Origin of the sequence: Promicromonospora sp. NFX87, from assembly GCF_048564965.1 — a bacterium.
Taxonomy (GTDB): domain Bacteria; phylum Actinomycetota; class Actinomycetes; order Actinomycetales; family Cellulomonadaceae; genus Promicromonospora.
The window spans coordinates 855,279-871,896 of sequence record NZ_CP183413.1 but is presented as its reverse complement, the minus strand read 5'-3'; the positions used below and the strand labels follow the sequence as shown (position 1 = coordinate 871,896).

Annotated in this window: 12 protein-coding genes and 2 rRNA genes; 3 read left to right on the top strand and 11 right to left on the bottom strand. The window is 68.0% G+C overall.

All coding sequences use genetic code 11. From position 1 onward, the window contains the following. Window positions 1–106: 106 nt before the first annotated feature. Window positions 107–1,417 (top strand): cytochrome P450, encoded by a 1,311-nt coding sequence (locus ACNYC2_RS03870; protein WP_419705767.1) that lies wholly within the window; start codon window positions 107–109, stop codon window positions 1,415–1,417. A 24-nt stretch (window positions 1,418–1,441) separates the two neighbouring features. Here ACNYC2_RS03870 and ACNYC2_RS03865 read toward each other — a convergent pair whose 3' ends face one another. The 5 genes from ACNYC2_RS03865 to ilvD all read right to left on the bottom strand — a co-directional run bounded on the left by ACNYC2_RS03865 (window position 1,442) and on the right by ilvD (window position 6,764). Further along, a complete protein-coding gene (locus ACNYC2_RS03865) occupies window positions 1,442–2,407 on the bottom strand; it encodes an ABC transporter ATP-binding protein (RefSeq protein WP_419705766.1) in 966 nt (321 codons plus the stop codon). Beyond that, window positions 2,404–3,225 (bottom strand): ABC transporter permease, encoded by an 822-nt coding sequence (locus ACNYC2_RS03860; RefSeq protein ID WP_419705765.1) that lies wholly within the window; start codon window positions 3,223–3,225, stop codon window positions 2,404–2,406. The genes ACNYC2_RS03865 and ACNYC2_RS03860 overlap by 4 nt, the downstream gene beginning before the upstream one ends. Further along, the gene (locus ACNYC2_RS03855; RefSeq protein WP_419705764.1) at window positions 3,218–4,036 is read right to left on the bottom strand and encodes an ABC transporter permease; all 819 of its coding nucleotides are present in this window, start codon (window positions 4,034–4,036) and stop codon (window positions 3,218–3,220) included. The genes ACNYC2_RS03860 and ACNYC2_RS03855 overlap by 8 nt, the downstream gene beginning before the upstream one ends. Window positions 4,037–4,080: 44 nt before the next feature. Continuing rightward, window positions 4,081–4,752, bottom strand: coding sequence for a VOC family protein (locus ACNYC2_RS03850; protein WP_419705763.1), 672 nt, complete (start codon window positions 4,750–4,752; stop codon window positions 4,081–4,083). A gap of 149 nt (window positions 4,753–4,901) precedes the next feature. Continuing rightward, window positions 4,902–6,764: a dihydroxy-acid dehydratase gene (gene ilvD / locus ACNYC2_RS03845; protein ID WP_419705762.1), complete on the bottom strand. Its 1,863-nt coding sequence runs from the start codon at window positions 6,762–6,764 to the stop codon at window positions 4,902–4,904. A gap of 281 nt (window positions 6,765–7,045) precedes the next feature. On the opposite strand from ilvD, the gene ACNYC2_RS03840 reads away from it, so the two are divergent. Continuing rightward, window positions 7,046–8,047, top strand: coding sequence for a glycoside hydrolase family 11 protein (locus ACNYC2_RS03840; protein ID WP_419705761.1), 1,002 nt, complete (start codon window positions 7,046–7,048; stop codon window positions 8,045–8,047). A 198-nt stretch (window positions 8,048–8,245) separates the two neighbouring features. After that, the gene (locus ACNYC2_RS03835; protein WP_419705760.1) at window positions 8,246–8,680 is read left to right on the top strand and encodes a CBS domain-containing protein; all 435 of its coding nucleotides are present in this window, start codon (window positions 8,246–8,248) and stop codon (window positions 8,678–8,680) included. A 45-nt stretch (window positions 8,681–8,725) separates the two neighbouring features. Here ACNYC2_RS03835 and ACNYC2_RS03830 read toward each other — a convergent pair whose 3' ends face one another. The 6 genes from ACNYC2_RS03830 to ACNYC2_RS03805 all read right to left on the bottom strand — a co-directional run bounded on the left by ACNYC2_RS03830 (window position 8,726) and on the right by ACNYC2_RS03805 (window position 16,226). Next, window positions 8,726–9,313, bottom strand: a complete 588-nt coding sequence (locus tag ACNYC2_RS03830) for a GNAT family N-acetyltransferase (RefSeq protein ID WP_419705759.1) — start codon at window positions 9,311–9,313, stop codon at window positions 8,726–8,728. 22 nt (window positions 9,314–9,335) lie between these two features. Further along, complete coding sequence (gene gatB / locus ACNYC2_RS03825) at window positions 9,336–10,847, bottom strand: Asp-tRNA(Asn)/Glu-tRNA(Gln) amidotransferase subunit GatB (protein ID WP_419705758.1); 1,512 nt, start codon at window positions 10,845–10,847, stop codon at window positions 9,336–9,338. Continuing rightward, the gene (gatA, locus tag ACNYC2_RS03820; protein ID WP_419705757.1) at window positions 10,844–12,370 is read right to left on the bottom strand and encodes an Asp-tRNA(Asn)/Glu-tRNA(Gln) amidotransferase subunit GatA; all 1,527 of its coding nucleotides are present in this window, start codon (window positions 12,368–12,370) and stop codon (window positions 10,844–10,846) included. Before gatA ends, gatB begins: the two co-directional genes overlap by 4 nt. Window positions 12,371–12,384: 14 nt before the next feature. Further along, window positions 12,385–12,681, bottom strand: a complete 297-nt coding sequence (gatC, locus tag ACNYC2_RS03815) for an Asp-tRNA(Asn)/Glu-tRNA(Gln) amidotransferase subunit GatC (RefSeq protein ID WP_419705756.1) — start codon at window positions 12,679–12,681, stop codon at window positions 12,385–12,387. 158 nt (window positions 12,682–12,839) lie between these two features. Beyond that, a 5S ribosomal RNA gene (gene rrf / locus ACNYC2_RS03810) occupies window positions 12,840–12,956 on the bottom strand. Between the two features lie 151 nt (window positions 12,957–13,107). After that, window positions 13,108–16,226, bottom strand: a 23S ribosomal RNA gene (locus ACNYC2_RS03805). Window positions 16,227–16,618: the final 392 nt, after the last annotated feature.

Sequence of the window (16,618 nt, the reverse complement as noted above, 5' to 3'; positions counted from 1 at the left end):
CGTCGCGTTCAGTAGGCCCAGGCGTACCGGAACTCACCCGCGAGTGGTCGCCCGGCGCCTGCTGAACCAGAGTCAAGCACGCCGGCCTGGCCGTAGGGTGACGGCCGTGAGCCACGTCCTCCCCACCACCCGGCACGAGCTGAGCCTCCTCTACCGCGCCCGGCCCGCGATGGCCGGGCTGCTCCTGGCCGGCACGGCCGCCCAGGGGTCACCCCTCGGCGGTTCAGCGGTGCGCAAGGTGCCCGGCATCGGGTGGGTCACGGCGGACCCGGTGGTGGCTCGCACGGTCCTCCGCGACCACCGATCGTTCACGATCCTCGGCGAGGGCGGCGTCGGGAACCTGTGGGCCCAGATCCTCGGTGACTGGGTGCTCGACCTGTTCGACGGCGCCGGGCACCACGACCTGCGTACCCGCACGCGCGAGCTGTTCACGGAGGCCGTCTCGCGTGATCTCGTGAGCGCCGCCTGGGACGAGCGGGTCGCCGCCGCGGGCGAGGTGCTGCGCTCGGGCGGCACCCTGGACGTCGCGCACCTCTCCCGCGTCCTGGTGGGCCGCATGGTCATCTGCCTGCTGGGTATCCCCCGACCCGCCGGGCACGGCGGGTCCTGGCCCGACGACGAGGGCGCGCTGCGGATCTTCGAGACCGGCGAGCGCCTGGCCTCCGTCGCCCTCGGCACCGCTGGATCGACGATCCTGACACCCGAACAGGTGGCTACCGCGCAGGGCATCGTCGCCGAGCTGAACGCGGGGATCCCCGACGGCTGGCGGAACGCACCACCGGACACCCTGCTCGGCCGCTGCCGGGAGCTCGGCCTCGGACTCACCGAGACGTCCGGCCTCGCGTCGCTCCTCATGGTCGCCGGCACCGAGACCGCCGCGAGCGCCATGGGCCGGATCACCGCCCTGCTGATCGACACGGGTGAGCAGCACCGGATGCTCGCGGCGATCCGAGCGGGTGCCGAGCCGGGTGCGGTGGCCCCGGCGCCCGGACCGGACGGGGACGAGCGTGTGGCCGGGCTGCTGAACCCCGGGGAGGCGGATCCGGTCGAGAACGTGGTGCGCGAGGGGCTGCGGGTGACGAGCCCGGCGTCGGTGATCGGCAGAGGGGTCGCGGCCGACGTCGAGGTGGGCGGCGCGCGGCTGCGTGCCGGCGACCGGATCATGCTGCTGGTCTGGTCGGCGAACGCCGCCGCCGGGCCGTTCCGCGCCGACCGTCCGTACGTGCGCGAGTCTCGCCAGCTCTGGTTCGGCGCCGGCCGGCACCTGTGCCTGGGCGCTGCGCTGGCTCGGGCCGAGATCGGCACCCTGCTGCGCATGCTGTGGTCGGAGGACCGGCCGCTGCGCGTCGTCCGCCGTCGAGCGGCCCGGGGCGTGCTGATCCCCGCCTGGTCGGAGCTGCTGGTCACCCGTTCCTGACCGGGCCCTGTCGCGGCAGCGGGGTCAGTGCCGGGTGGCGCGGTAGATCTCGCGGACCACGTCCTCGATGTCAGGCTCGGCGATCGACAGGTCCAGCACCTCCGCGCGCTCGGAGACCGCGGCGAGCACGCGGGCCGCCGTCGTGCGCTGCGGGTCGAAGGCGAGGCGCTGCCGCAGGCCGCCCGACTCGCTGCGGACGTGCTCGGCGCCGTCCAGGTCGACCAGGTCATCGGTCGCGGTGGCGAGGTCGACGACGAGCTCGCGTCGCGCTCCGACGGTCCGGGCCAGCCCGCCGAGGGTGCCGTCGAACGCGAGCCTGCCGTGGTCCACGACGAGGATCCGGTCGCAGAGCCGCTCGACGTCGCCCATGTCGTGCGTGGTGAGCAGCAGCGTCGTGCCGTGCTCGCGCCGCTGCGCCACGAGGAACTCGCGCAGGCGCTGCTTGGACAGCACGTCCAGGCCGATGGTCGGCTCGTCGAGGATCAGCAGCTCGGGCCGGTGCAGCAGCGCGGCCGCGACCTCGGCGCGCATGCGCTGGCCCAGCGAGAGCTGGCGCACCGGCGTGCTCAGGAACTCCCCCATCTCGAGCATGTCGACCAGTTCGGCGGTCCGGGTGCGTTCGTCGTCCGCGGACAGGGAGTGGATGGCCGAGAGGATGGAGAACGACTCCCGCACCGGCAGGTCCCACCAGAGCTGGGACCGCTGCCCGAAGACCACGCCGATCCGCCGGGCCAGCGCGCGGCGCTGCTTCAGGGGGTGCAGCCCGACAGTGGTCACCGTGCCGCTCGTGGGCACCAGGATGCCGACGAGCATCTTGATCGTCGTCGACTTCCCGGCGCCGTTGGCCCCGATGTAGCCGACCGCCTCGCCCGCCTCGACGGTCAGGTCGAGGTCGTCGACGGCGACGTGCCTGCTGCGGCGGAACCGGTTCTTCCGGTCGGGCCGCCCCGTGAACACCCGGGTCAGGCCCTCGGTCTCGATGATGTTCATCCACCCGCTCCTCGGTAGTGACGAAGGCCCCAGCGCCAGCACAGCCCCGCGACGGCGACGGCCCAGAGGGCGGCGACCGGCGCGAACCAGCCCAGCCAGGTCGGCAGCCCGACGGGGCCCGGCATGCCGAGCAGCGTGGCCACCGGCAGGTACGCCGCGAAGGCCACGGGAAAGATGCCGCCGAAGACGAGCAGCAGGGCGCGCGGCCACACACCGGCCGGCTGCGTGGCCGCGTACCGACCGCCGTAGACGAACGCGTTGGTCATCTCGGAGCCGTTGATGAGGAAGAACTGCAGCCCCGCGGCGGTGACGAACTGCGCGGTGAAGATGACGAACCCGGAGACCAGGGCGAGCACCAGCAGGCCGACGGTGCCGACGCTCCAGTCGAGGTCGTTGAGCACCAGCCCCACGGTGAGCGCCGCCCCGCCCACCAGGCACCGCCCGATCCGGCGCAGACTGAGGTCGCTGGTCATCAGCTGAGCCAGCAGCGGCTGCGGCCGCAGGAAGAAGACGTCGAGCGTGCCCGCGCGCACGTAGGTCGGAAGGTTGTCGCAGTGCCCCGCGACGAGGTCGGCCAGGGAGAAGGCGAGGTCGGACAGGCCGAACACCAGCATGATCTGGGCCAGCGTGAACCCGCCGATCTGGTCCGTCGCCGAGTACAGCACCCAGATCTCGGTGAACTCGATGAGACCGACGAGCATCGCCCCGACCAGGTCCATCCGGAAGCTGGCCCGGTGGCTCGCCTGGGAGCGTGCACGGCTCGCGAGGACCGCCCGGTAGGCGCGGAACGTCCCCGCTCGGCGCAGTGGTTCAGCCACCCTGCACCTCCAGCCTGCGGCGCCCGGCCCGCGTGGTCAGGTGCCCGACGGCGAGCACCACCGCCAGCCACACCAGCTGCGCCCCGAGCCGCTGCCACGCGCCCGGCCCGGTGACCTGCCCGGAGAGCACGTCGATGGGGAACTGCATCATCGACGGGAAGGGCGTGAGCAGCGTGAGGGTCAGCAGCCAGTCCGGGAACAGGTAGATCGGCGTGAACAGGCCGGCGAAGAATCCGGAGACCGCCATGTAGAGCACGCTGACGCCGCGGGTCTCCACCAGCCAGAACCCGGCGGTGGCCACGACGTACACGGTGGCGTGCGAGACCGCGATGCCGATCAGCAGGCTGGTCAGCCCCAGCGCGTACGCGGCGGCGTCGGGCGGCAGGGCCATGCTGGAGACGAGCACCCCGATGACGACGCTCGGCAGCCCGCGTGGCAGCAGGGCGAACAGTCCCTTGCCGATGTCGGTCAGCACGTTGGCCGCCTGCACGCCCACCGGCCGCAGGAAGTCGACGGCGACGTCGCCCGACTTGATCCGGGTCTGGAGATCGCTGCCGCCCCAGAAGTTCACCGAGCCGAGCATGCCCTGGCCCAGCCAGACGAACGCCGCCATGGTCGCCGCGGAATAGCCGGCGAGCTCGCCACCCGAGCTCTCGACCGCCGCGCCCATGATCCCGCCCTTGAGCAGGCCGAACGTCGCGTTCGCCACCAGGCCGGCGAGCGTGGCCAGCGGGTAGGCGGACTGCCCGCGGAATCCCGCTACCAGGAACCGCCAGTAGGGGTTCCGGGAGGGGGAAGTGAGCGGGCGCACAAGCGCGAGACCTTACTCGCCCTGCGGCCGGATCTCACTATCTTTTAGGGCTGGTCCTGCCACGTCGACACGCAGGCCTCGTTGCCCTCGACGTCGGCGACCACCCACCACGCCGGAGCGAACTCGTCGGTGACCAGCCGGCCACCCGCGGCGAGCACCGCCGCGACCCGTTGCTCGGCCTGGTCGTACGGCACCCACACGTCCACGTGGATGCGGTTGCGCTGCTCCCGCCGCTCGTCGGACCGCTGGAACCAGACCGCGGGCAGCCGCCCGTCCGGGTCGCTCAGCCGCGCCGCGGCGGCGTCGTCCGCGTGGTCCGGCTGGGCGTCGTGGCCCAGCAGCACCTGCCAGAACGCCTGCACCTGGGGGCCCGCCGTCGCGTCGATGCACAGGGCGACGTCACTGACCCGTGCGGGTTCCGCCGCGACGTCCAGCTCGCGGGCGGCCATCGAGATCTCCCGGGCGAGCGCGACGTCCCGCGCGGACAGGCCGCCGACGTCGTGCGACCAGGTCCGCACCGTGACGGACCCGTAGCGCAGGTCGACGTCCGGATGGTGGTTCGCGGCGTCCGCGAGGGCGCCGATGCGGGTCACCAGCCGCACTCCCCGGGTGAACGAGCCGGTGGCGAAGCGCGCGAGGGCGGACGTTCTCAGCACACGCCAGTCACCCGTCCCCTCGGCCGCGGTGAACTCGGCGGCGGTGATCGAGTCGGTCATGGGTCACTCCTGGGGTGTGCGTCGTCCGGGCCCCACCACCATGGCACGAGTCACCGACACTCGAACGTCGTCGTCCGCCGCGCGGGCCCTGCCGGGCCCGGCCGAGCCCGGTCCGGGCGCGGCGCCCCGAGGTGCCGCGCCCGCCCTGGTCAGCGGCGCTGGAGCCGTGCCACGTCGCGCACGGCGCCCTTGTCGGCCGACGTCGCGAGGGCCGCGTAGGCCTGCAGCGCCGGCGACACGTACCGGTCGCGGTCCACGGGCTGCCACGGCCGCTCCGAGGACTCCATCTTGGCGCGGCGCTCGGCGAGCACGTCGTCCGGCACGTTGACCCGGATCATGCGGGTGTCGACGTCGATCTCGATCTCGTCGCCGTCCTCGATCAGGCCGATGGTGCCGCCCGCGGCCGCCTCCGGGGAGACGTGCCCCACGGAGATGCCGCTGGAGCCGCCGGAGAACCGGCCGTCCGTGATGAGGGCGACGACCTTCCCCAGGCCGCGGCCCTTGATGTAGGAGGTCGGGTAGAGCATCTCCTGCATGCCCGGTCCGCCGGCGGGGCCCTCGTAGCGCACGACCACGACGTGCCCCGGCTCGACCTGCTTGGTCAGGATCTTCTCGACGGCCTCGTCCTGCGACTCGCAGACCAGCGCCTTGCCGACGAAGTGGAACACGTCCGGGTCGACGCCCGCCGTCTTGAACACGGCGCCGTCCTCCGCGAGGTTGCCGCGCAGCACGGCGAGCCCGCCCTCGACGGTGTACGCGTGCTCGACCGAGCGGATGCAGCCGCCGGCACCGTCGGTGTCCAGCGTCTCCCACTGGTTGTTCGTCGAGAACGCCTTGGTCGTGCGCACCCCACCCGGGGCCGCGTGGAACAGGCCGAGCGCCCGCTCGGTGGCCTTGCCGCCGCGGATGTCCCAGTCGTCGAGCCACGCGCGCAGCGTGGGCGTGTGCACCGAGGTGACGTCGTGGTCGAGCAGGCCGCCCCGGTCGAGCTCGCCCAGCAGCGCGGGGATGCCGCCCGCGCGGTGGACGTCCTCCATGTGGTAGTCCGGGTGGTTCGGCGCGACCTTCGACAGGCACGGCACCCGGCGGCTGATCTCCTCGATGTCGGAGAGCGTGAAGTCGACCTCGGCCTCCTGCGCCGCGGCGAGGATGTGCAGCACCGTGTTGGTGGAGCCGCCCATCGCGACGTCGAGCGTCATCGCGTTGGCGAACGCCGCCTTGGTGGCGATCCCGCGCGGGGCGGCGGTGTCGTCCTCGTCCTCGTAGTACCGGCGGGCGAGGTCGACGATGGTGCGGCCGGCCTCGAGGAACAGCTCCTTGCGGGCGGCGTGCGTCGCGAGCGTCGAGCCGTTGCCCGGCAGCGACAGGCCCAGCGCCTCGGTGAGGCAGTTCATCGAGTTCGCGGTGAACATGCCGGAGCACGAGCCACACGTGGGGCAGGCGTTCTCCTCGACCAGGCCGAGCGCCGCGTCGTCGACGTTCTCGTCGGCCGAGTAGTTGATCGCGTTGATCAGGTTCAGCGGCGTCTTGGCGACACCGTTCGCCACCACGGCCTTGCCGGCCTCCATGGGGCCGCCCGACACGAAGATCACCGGGATGTTCAGCCGCAGCGCGGCGTTGAGCATGCCCGGCGTGATCTTGTCGCAGTTCGAGATGCACACGATGGCGTCAGCGGTGTGCGCCTGCACCATGTACTCGACCGAGTCGGCGATGAGGTCGCGGCTGGGCAGGGAGTAGAGCATCCCGGCATGTCCCATGGCGATGCCGTCGTCGACCGCGATCGTGTTGAACTCCTTGGCGACGCCGCCCGCCTCGCGGATCGCCGACGCCACGAGGTCACCCATGTCCTTGAGGTGTACGTGCCCCGGCACGAACTGCGTGTACGAGTTCGCGATCGCGATGATCGGCTTCCCGAAGTCCTCGGCACCCATGCCCGTGGCGCGCCAGAGGGCGCGGGCTCCGGCCATGTTGCGGCCGTGGGTGGACGTCCGGGAGCGCAGGGGACGACTCATGACTGTTCAGCTCCTTCGATGCTGGATGGCCGCACGCCATGCGGGGGTGGGCGGCTCCTGCACGCTACCTCCGGTCCGCGGCGACGGACACCGGCGTCCACAGGGTGACCCGCAAACCCTTGACCCGGCTGTGCGCCGTGGGCACACTGTCTAGCGGCGGGCCGTCGACCTCAGGATCACTGGCCCCGCCTGCAAGGATGCCGGCCACCTGGACGCCGCTGTTCGGGACCCGTGCGCGTCACGCATGTATCTGCTCACTGCTACGTACAACGAGGTGCGACATGGCGAAAACGTTTACCACCGAATCCTCCACCCGATCGAAATCGTTTGCTACGCGCTCCGGAACCCGACGCCGCGGCCTGCTGCGCAAGCTGGCGAGCATCGGCGCCACGGCGGCCCTGCTCGGGGCCGGCATGGTGGCATCCGCCGTCCCCGCGGCGGCGGTCGACCGCAACGAGACCGGCAACCACGGCGGGTACTTCTACTCGTTCTGGACCGACGCTCCCGGGACCGTCTCGATGAACCTGGGTTCGGGCGGCAACTACTCCACCCAGTGGAGCAACACCGGCAACTTCGTCGCCGGCAAGGGCTGGGCCACCGGCGCACGGCGCAACGTGAGCTACTCCGGCACGTTCAACCCCTCCGGCAACGCCTACCTCACGCTCTACGGGTGGACCCGCAACCCGCTCGTCGAGTACTACGTGGTCGACAACTGGGGCACCTACCGGCCCACCGGCGAGTACCAGGGCACCGTGACGACCGACGGCGGCACCTACGACATCTACAGGACGATGCGCTACAACCAGCCGTCGATCGAGGGCACCAGGACGTTCCCGCAGTACTGGAGCGTCCGCCAGGGGAAGCGCACGGGTGGCACCATCTCCGCCGGCGCACACTTCGACGCCTGGGCCGCGCGCGGCATGAACCTCGGCAGCCACGACTACCAGATCATGGCGACCGAGGGCTTCCAGAGCAGCGGCAACTCCAACATCACCGTCGGGACCGGCGGCGGGGGCGGTGGCGGCACGTCCTGCACCGTCAACGTGACCCGGGGCCAGGAGTGGGGCGACCGGTTCAACGTCAACCTCTCGGTCAGCGGCACCAACAGCTGGACCACGAGGATCAGCCTCGCCGGCGGCCAGTCCCTGCAGAGCAGCTGGAACGCCAACGTCACCGGGAGCACCGGAACGCTGACCGCGACGCCGAACGGGTCGGGCAACAACTTCGGGATCACCGTCTACAAGAACGGCAACAACACGTTGCCGACGGCCACGTGCTCGTGACGCACGTACCCCGCTAGCCGGGACGGGATGCGTCAGCGGCGGCGCATCCCGTCCCTCCAGTTCCCGGGCGATCGGCCCGGGCGATCGGGTCGAGCGATCGGGCTTCACCCCTTACCTGAAGGCTGCCGGGTGCCGTACGGTCGTACCAGGGGCCCGCAATGACGCGGATTCCGGCGTGCACGCGACGGGGGTACTCGAATGCGGGTAACAGAGGCTTTGCGGCGCAAGGGCGGCTCCGTCGTCACCATCTCCCGCGACCGGAGCGTGCGTGATCTGCTCGCCCTCCTCGCCCGGCACGGCATAGGCGCGGTAGTGGTGTCGGACGACGGCGCGACCGTCGACGGGATCGTGAGCGAGCGCGACGTCGTCCGCCGCCTGCACTCGGACGGCGACGGCATCCTGGACGGCCCGGTGGACGCGATCATGACCGCCGCGGTGCACACCTGCGGGCCCGAGGCGACGCTCGACGAGCTGATGCCCCTGATGACGGAGCACCGTGTCCGGCACGTCCCCGTGCTCGTCGAGACCCGGCTGACCGGGATCGTGAGCATCGGCGACGTCGTCAAGCACCGGATCGCCGAGGTGCAGGCCGAGCGCGACCAGCTGACGGCCTACATCACCGGCGGGCCGTAGGGCACTCCCGTGGCCGCGGACCCGTCGAAGGATCCGCGGTGTGCCCTACGAGCGCGACATCGCCCGGTACTCGTCCTCGAGGATGCTCATCACCACGGCGTCCGCCCAGGTGTCGCCGTCGCGGTAGATGTCCCGCAGCCGACCCTCCTCACGGAAGCCGAGCGACTCGTACAGCGCCTGCGCGCGCGGGTTGATGCTGAGCACGTCCAGGCTCACCCGGTGCAGGCCGAGCCCCGGTTCGCCGTCGACACCGTCGAAGGCGAACCGGAGCACCTCCTGGATGGCTTCCCGGCCGTACCCGCGGCCCCGGTAGTTCGGGAGGAGCTGGAGCCGCAGGTTCGCCGAGCGGACGTCCTCGTCGAGGTCGTTGAGCACGATCTCGCCGATCATGTCGTCGCTGACCGGCTTGCCGTCCCGCATCGCGGCGGGGCAGATCGCCCAGTCGTAGCGGCCCGGCCGGTCGCTGACCGTGCTCGCCCACTCGTTGATCTGCTCGCGCGTGAACGTCGCGGTGGTCCCCGTCAGCCGGGTTCCCTCCGGATCCTGCACCGCCTCCCACAGGCGTTCCGCGTCACGACCCTCGATGGGGCGCAGCCGCATCATCTCGCCGCGCAGGAGCGGCCCGCGGGTCACCTGCCCGCCCTCGAACCCAGACTCACGAGCCGATCCGATCCAGCACCAGCTCGCGGACCCGCTTCGCGTCCGCCTGGCCCCTCGTCGTCTTCATGACCGCGCCGATGATCGCGCCGATCGGCCCCTGGTTGCCACCACGGACCTTCTCCACGATGTCGGGCTGGGCCGCGAGGGCGTCGTCGATGGCGGCGAGCAGCGGGCCGTCGTCGGACACGATCTCCAGGCCACGGGACACGACGACCGCCTCCGGGTCGCCCTCGACGGCGAGCACGCCGTCGAGCACCTGGCGGGCGAGCTTGTCGTTGAGCCGGCCGGAGTCGACGAGCCCCTGCAGCTGCGCGATCTGCGCCGGGGTCACCGCGAGGTCCTCGAGCGTGACCTCGTCCTGGTTGGCCCGCCGGGCCAGCTCGCCCATCCACCACTTGCGTGCGCCCGCGGAGCTGGTGCCCGCGGCGACGGTGGCCTCGATGAGGTCCATGGCGCCCGCGTTGACGACGTCGCGCATCTCGGCGTCGGCGTAGCCCCACTCGGTCTGGAGCCGACGGCGGCGTGCGACCGGCATCTCCGGGAGCGTCGCCCGGATCTCCTCGACCCACTCGCGGCTCGGTGCCACGGGCACCAGGTCGGGCTCGGGGAAGTACCGGTAGTCCTCGGCGTCCGACTTCACGCGGCCCGACGACGTGGTGCCGTCCTCCTCGTGGAAGTGGCGAGTCTCCTGGATGACCGTCAGACCGGCGTCGAGCACGCCCGCCTGGCGGGACACCTCGTAGCGGACCGCGCGCTCGATCGAGCGGAACGAGTTGACGTTCTTGGTCTCGGTCCGGGTGCCCAGGGGGGACTCCGGCGTCGGGCGCAGCGACAGGTTCACGTCCGCGCGGACGTTGCCGCGCTCCATCCGGGCCTCGGAGACGTCGAGCGAACGGAAGATGTCGCGCAGCGTCTGCACGTAGGCGCGCGCCACCTCGGGGGCGCGCTCACCCGCGCCCTCGATGGGCCGCGTGACGATCTCCACGAGCGGGATGCCCGCGCGGTTGTAGTCGACGAGCGAGTACTCGGCGCCCTGGATGCGGCCGGTCGCGCCACCCACGTGGGTGTTCTTGCCGGCGTCCTCCTCCATGTGCGCGCGCTCGATCTCGACGCGGAACACCTCGCCGTCGTCCAGCTCGATGTCGATCCAGCCGTCGAAGGCGATCGGCTCGTCGTACTGCGACGTCTGGAAGTTCTTCGGCACGTCCGGGTAGAAGTAGTTCTTCCGGGCGAAGCGGCAGCTCTCGGCGATGGTGCAGTTCAGCGCCAGACCGATCCGGATCGCGTACTCGACGGCCTTGCCGTTGACCACCGGCAGCGCACCCGGCAGCCCGAGGCTCACCGGGGTCACCTGGGTGTTGGGCTCGCCGCCGTAGGCGACCTCGGCCGCGCAGAACATCTTGGTGAGCGTGCCGAGCTCGACGTGGACCTCGATGCCCAGCACCGGGTCGTAGCGGCGGACGGCGTCCTCGTAGGCGACCAGTCCGGTCGTCGTTGCGGCGGTCATCGGGCGAGCTCCGTGGTCTTGAGTTCGGGTGCCTTGTTCAGGAGAGGGCCGCCCCAGCGCGACTCGAGGGCCGCCTCGAGGGCCGCGCCCACGCGGTACAGCCGGTCGTCCGCCTTCGCGGGCGCCAGGATCTGGAACCCGACGGGCAGGCCGTCGTCGGACAGTCCGTTCGGCAGGGACATGCCGGGGACACCGGCGAGGTTGGCCGGGATCGTCGCGATGTCGTTGAGGTACATCGCGAGCGGGTCGTCGAGCTTCTCGCCGAACTTGAACGCGGTGGTCGGCGCCGTCGGCGAGACCAGCACGTCGGCCTGCTCGAACGCCGCGGCGAAGTCGCGCTGGATCAACGTGCGGACCTTCTGCGCGCTGCCGTAGTAGGCGTCGTAGTAGCCGGCGGAGAGGGCGTACGTGCCGAGGATGATGCGGCGCTTGACCTCGTCGCCGAAGCCGGCCCCGCGCGTGGCGCCCATGACGCGTTCCGCGGTGACCGGGCCCTCGGCGGGCTCGACGCGCAGGCCGAACCGCATGCCGTCGAACTTGGCCAGGTTGCTGGAGGCCTCGGCGGGCATGATCAGGTAGTAGGCGTCCAGCGCGTAGCCGAAGCTCGGGCAGGAGACCTCGACGATCTCGGCGCCCAGCGCGCGCAGCTGGTCGAGCGACTCGTCGAACCGCGCGGACACGCCGGCCTGGTAGCCCTCGCCCGACAGCTCCTTGACGACGCCGACCCGCAGGCCCTTCAGGTCACCCTTGGCACCCTGCTGTGCAGCGGCGACGACGCCGGGCACCGGCTCGTTGATCGACGTCGAGTCGTGCGGGTCGTGCCCGCCGATCAGCTCGTGCAGCAGTGCGGCGTCGAGCACGGTGCGGGTGACGGGACCCGCCTGGTCGAGCGATGACGCCATGGCGATCAGGCCGTAGCGCGAGACGCCACCGTAGGTGGGCTTCACGCCGACGGTGCCGGTGACGGCGCCGGGCTGGCGGATGGAGCCACCGGTGTCGGTCCCGATGGCCAGCGGCGCCTCGAAGCCAGCGACAGCAGCGGCCGAGCCACCGCCGGACCCGCCGGGGATGCGGTCCAGGTCCCAGGGGTTCTTGGTGTTGCCGTACGCCGAGTGCTCGGTCGACGAGCCCATGGCGAACTCGTCCATGTTGGTCTTGCCGAGGATCGGCAGGCCCGCGGCCTTGATGCGCTCCACGAGCGTCGCGTCGTACGGCGGGATCCAGTCCTCGAGGATCTTCGAGCCGGCAGTCGTGGGCAGCCCCTTGGTCACCACGACGTCCTTGACGGCGATGGGTACACCGGCGAGCGGGTGCAGCTCCTCGCCGGCGGCGCGCTTCGCGTCGATCTCCGCGGCGGTGGCCAGCGCCTTCTCGGAGGAGACGTGCAGGAACGCGTGCAGGTCCCCGTCCACGGCGGCGATCCGGTCCAGGTGTGCCTGCGTCGCCTCGACGCTGGTGACGTCCTTGTTCCTCAGCGCGGACGCGAGGTCGGAGGCGCTGAGCCTGGTGATGTCCTGTGTCATGTCGTTGGTTCCCATCACTCTTCGCCGAGGATCTGCGGGACGGCGAACCGTCCGTTCTCCTGCCGCGGCGCGCCGGCCAGTACGTCCTGTATCGGCAGGGCAGGCTCCGGTACGTCGTCTCGGAACACGTTCGTCAGCGGGAGGGGGTGGCTCGTTGCCGGCACGTCTGCGGTAGCGACTTCGCTCACGCGAGCGATGGACTCGACGATCACGTCGAGCTCACCGGCCAGGCGCGAGACCTCGTCCGGTCGCAGGTCGATCCGTGCCAGCGCAGCCACGCGCGCAACCTCGTCACGGGAGATGGTGGACATGCCGCAAGTCTAGTCGCCGGAGGGCGTTCGATCTCCCGGATACCCGCGCGTTCGCTGTGAGATCTCGGCCGAAAACTGCAGGGGAATGCAGGAAGGGGGTGGAGCCCCGCACGACCCGTAAGGGTCATGCTGGCTCCACCCCCTTGCTGGGAATGGTTGTCCGGCGGCGTCCTACTCTCCCACCCCGTCTCCAGGGCAGTACCATCGGCGCTGTAGGGCTAAGCTTCCGGGTTCGGAATGGGACCGGGCGTTTCCCCCACGCTAAGACCACCGTAACACTATCGAGAAGGCAAAACCCGTCTCCGTCACCCCTGACCAACCCACATAAAGAGGGCGGTCGGGTGACAGGGGGTTTGGTGCCCGTGACTCGGGAACCGCATAGTGGACGCGAAACAAAACCTTGAGCATTATTAACAGTAATGATGTGTTGTGAAGTTATCGGCAGTTAGTACCGGTCAGCTCCGACAGTCTTTAGTCCTGTCTTCCACATCCGGCCTATCAACCCAGTGGTCTGCTGGGTGCCTCTCACACCACAAGGGTGTATGGAAACCTCATCTCGAAGCAGGCTTCCCGCTTAGATGCTTTCAGCGGTTATCCCTTCCGAACGTAGCCAACCAGCCATGCTCCTGGCGGAACAACTGGCACACCAGAGGTTCGTCCGTCCCGGTCCTCTCGTACTAGGGACAGCCCTTCTCAAGTTTCCTGCGCGCGCAGCGGATAGGGACCGAACTGTCTCACGACGTTCTAAACCCAGCTCGCGTACCGCTTTAATGGGCGAACAGCCCAACCCTTGGGACCTACTCCAGCCCCAGGATGCGACGAGCCGACATCGAGGTGCCAAACCATGCCGTCGATATGGACTCTTGGGCAAGATCAGCCTGTTATCCCCGGGGTACCTTTTATCCGTTGAGCGACGGCGCTTCCACAAGCCACCGCCGGATCACTAGTTCCGACTTTCGTCCCTGCTCGACCTGTCGGTCTCACAGTCAAGCTCCCTTGTGCACTTGCACTCGATACCTGATTGCCAACCAGGCTGAGGGAACCTTTGAGCGCCTCCGTTACATTTTAGGAGGCAACCGCCCCAGTTAAACTACCCACCAGGCACTGTCCCTGATCCGGATTACGGACCGAGGTTAGACATCCGAAGCGATCAGAGTGGTATTTCAACAATGACTCCACCCGAGCTGGCGCCCTGGCTTCACAGTCTCCCACCTATCCTACACAAACCGCACCGAACACCAATACCAAGCTATAGTAAAGGTCCCGGGGTCTTTCCGTCCTGCTGCGCGTAACGAGCATCTTTACTCGTAGTGCAATTTCGCCGAGTTCGCGGTTGAGACAGCGGAGAAGTCGTTACGCCATTCGTGCAGGTCGGAACTTACCCGACAAGGAATTTCGCTACCTTAGGATGGTTATAGTTACCACCGCCGTTTACTGGGGCTTAAATTCTGAGCTTCGCCCAAAGGCTGACTCGTCCTCTTAACCTTCCAGCACCGGGCAGGCGTCAGTCCGTATACATCGTCTTGCGACTTCGCACGGACCTGTGTTTTTAGTAAACAGTCGCTTCTCCCTGGTCTCTGCGGCCCTCCCCGCGTCCCCCAGCAAGTGGGTTAACGGTTCAGGCCCCCCTTCTCCCGAAGTTACGGGGGCATTTTGCCGAGTTCCTTAACCACGATTCTCTCGATCGCCTTAGTATTCTCTACCTGACCACCTGAGTCGGTTTAGGGTACGGGCGGCTAGTCCCTCGCGTCGAGGCTTTTCTAGGCAGCATAGGATCACCAGATTCCCGCATACACGGTCTCTATCAGCTCTCACCCTATATGCCCCACGGATTTGCCTATGGGACGGGCTACGACCTTGGACATGGACAACCATCGCCACGCCTGGCTACCTTCCTGCGTCACCCCTGTTAACACGCTTACCTACTACCGGATCAGGTCCCACGCCTCGCCCACGATGACACCCGAAGGTGTCGGTGTAGGTCCGGGGTGGTTAGTATCACCGGGCTCGGTATGGGCGGTACTTCGCCGGTAGGAGAATATCAACTCCTTGTCCATCGACTACGCCTGTCGGCCTCGCCTTAGGTCCCGACTTACCCAGGGCGGATGAACCTGGCCCTGGAACCCTTGGTCATTCGGCGGACGGGATTCACACCCGTCATTCGCTACTCATGCCTGCATTCTCACTCGTGTAGGCTCCACCGCTGGATCACTCCGCGACTTCACTGCCCACACGACGCTCCCCTACCCACCCACACACCTGAACACACAGAACAAGTCTGGTGCTGGGCTAACGTGTGAGTGCCACGGCTTCGGTGGTGTGCTTGAGCCCCGCTACATTGTCGGCGCGGAATCACTTGACCAGTGAGCTATTACGCACTCTTTCAAGGGTGGCTGCTTCTAAGCCAACCTCCTGGTTGTCTGTGCAACTCCACATCCTTTCCCACTGAGCACACGCTTTGGGACCTTAGCCGATGATCTGGGCTGTTTCCCTCTCGACCACGGAGCTTATCCCCCGCAGTCTCACTGCCGCGCTTACGACTTACCGGCATTCGGAGTTTGGCTGACGTCAGTAACCTGGTGAGGCCCATTAGCCATCCAGTAGCTCTACCTCCGGTAAGAAACACGCGACGCTGCACCTAAATGCATTTCGGGGAGAACCAGCTATCACGAAGTTTGATTGGCCTTTCACCCCTAACCACAGGTCATCCCCCAGGTTTTCAACCCTGGTGGGTTCGGTCCTCCACGCCGTCTTACCGGCGCTTCAACCTGCCCATGGCTAGATCACTTCGCTTCGGGTCTAGACCCGGCGACTGAATCGCCCTATTCGGACTCGCTTTCGCTACGGATACCCCACACGGGTTAACCTCGCCACCGAGCACTAACTCGCAGGCTCATTCTTCAAAAGGCACGCCGTCACCCCTACCAAGGAGGCTCCGACGGATTGTAGGCACACGGTTTCAGGTACTATTTCACTCCCTCCCGGGGTACTTTTCACCTTTCCCTCACGGTACTTGTCCGCTATCGGTCACTAGGTAGTATTTAGGCTTAGCAAGTGGTCTTGCCAGATTCACACGAGATTTCACGGGCCCCGTGCTACTTGGGATCCCCTCAACCAGGCCGCACCATTTCGTCTACGGGACTCCCACCCACTACGGTCCGGTATTCAACCCGGTTCGACTATGACACGACTTTCTTACTGGCTGAAGAACTGTCAGATTCTTCCAGAAGGTCCCACAACCCCGCACACGCAACGCCTGACAGCTTGACACGCATACGGTTTGGCCTCATCCGCTTTCGCTCGCCACTACTCACGGAATATCTCTTCCTGTCGGTACTGAGATGTTTCACTTCCCGACGTTCCCTCCACACGCCCTATACATTCAGGCGCGGGTAACCGAACATGACTTCGGCTGGGTTCCCCCATTCGGAGACCCTCGGATCACAGCTCGTCTGCCAACTCCCCGAGGATTATCGCAGGCTACAACGTCCTTCTTCGGCTCCTAGTGCCAAGGCATCCACCAATGTGCCCTTAAAAACTTCAGGCAACACTACAATCACAGAAACCAAGATGACCACAAAACAAGGAACCACAAACCCGAAAGCCTATGGCCCAACAGTTTCGCGATCGCAATCTTGGAAAATTTCAAAGATGCTCGCGTCCACTATGCAGTTCTCAAGCAACGGACGAACCCACCAGGCAAACCCGCACCACCACAACTCGGCAAGCCGGCGGGCGGTATGACACGAACCAGGTGACCCGTACTCGATCCAGAAACACACAACCTTGCTTGCCCACTCACAACACTTCATGAGGGACAAGGCCGGCCGGTTGTCTCAGGACCCAACAGTGTGCTTGGCGAACCCCCACCACCCAGAAGACCACGTTCCAACCCGTGCGTACCTCCCGAGGGAGACACCACCTGGCGTACTAGCAG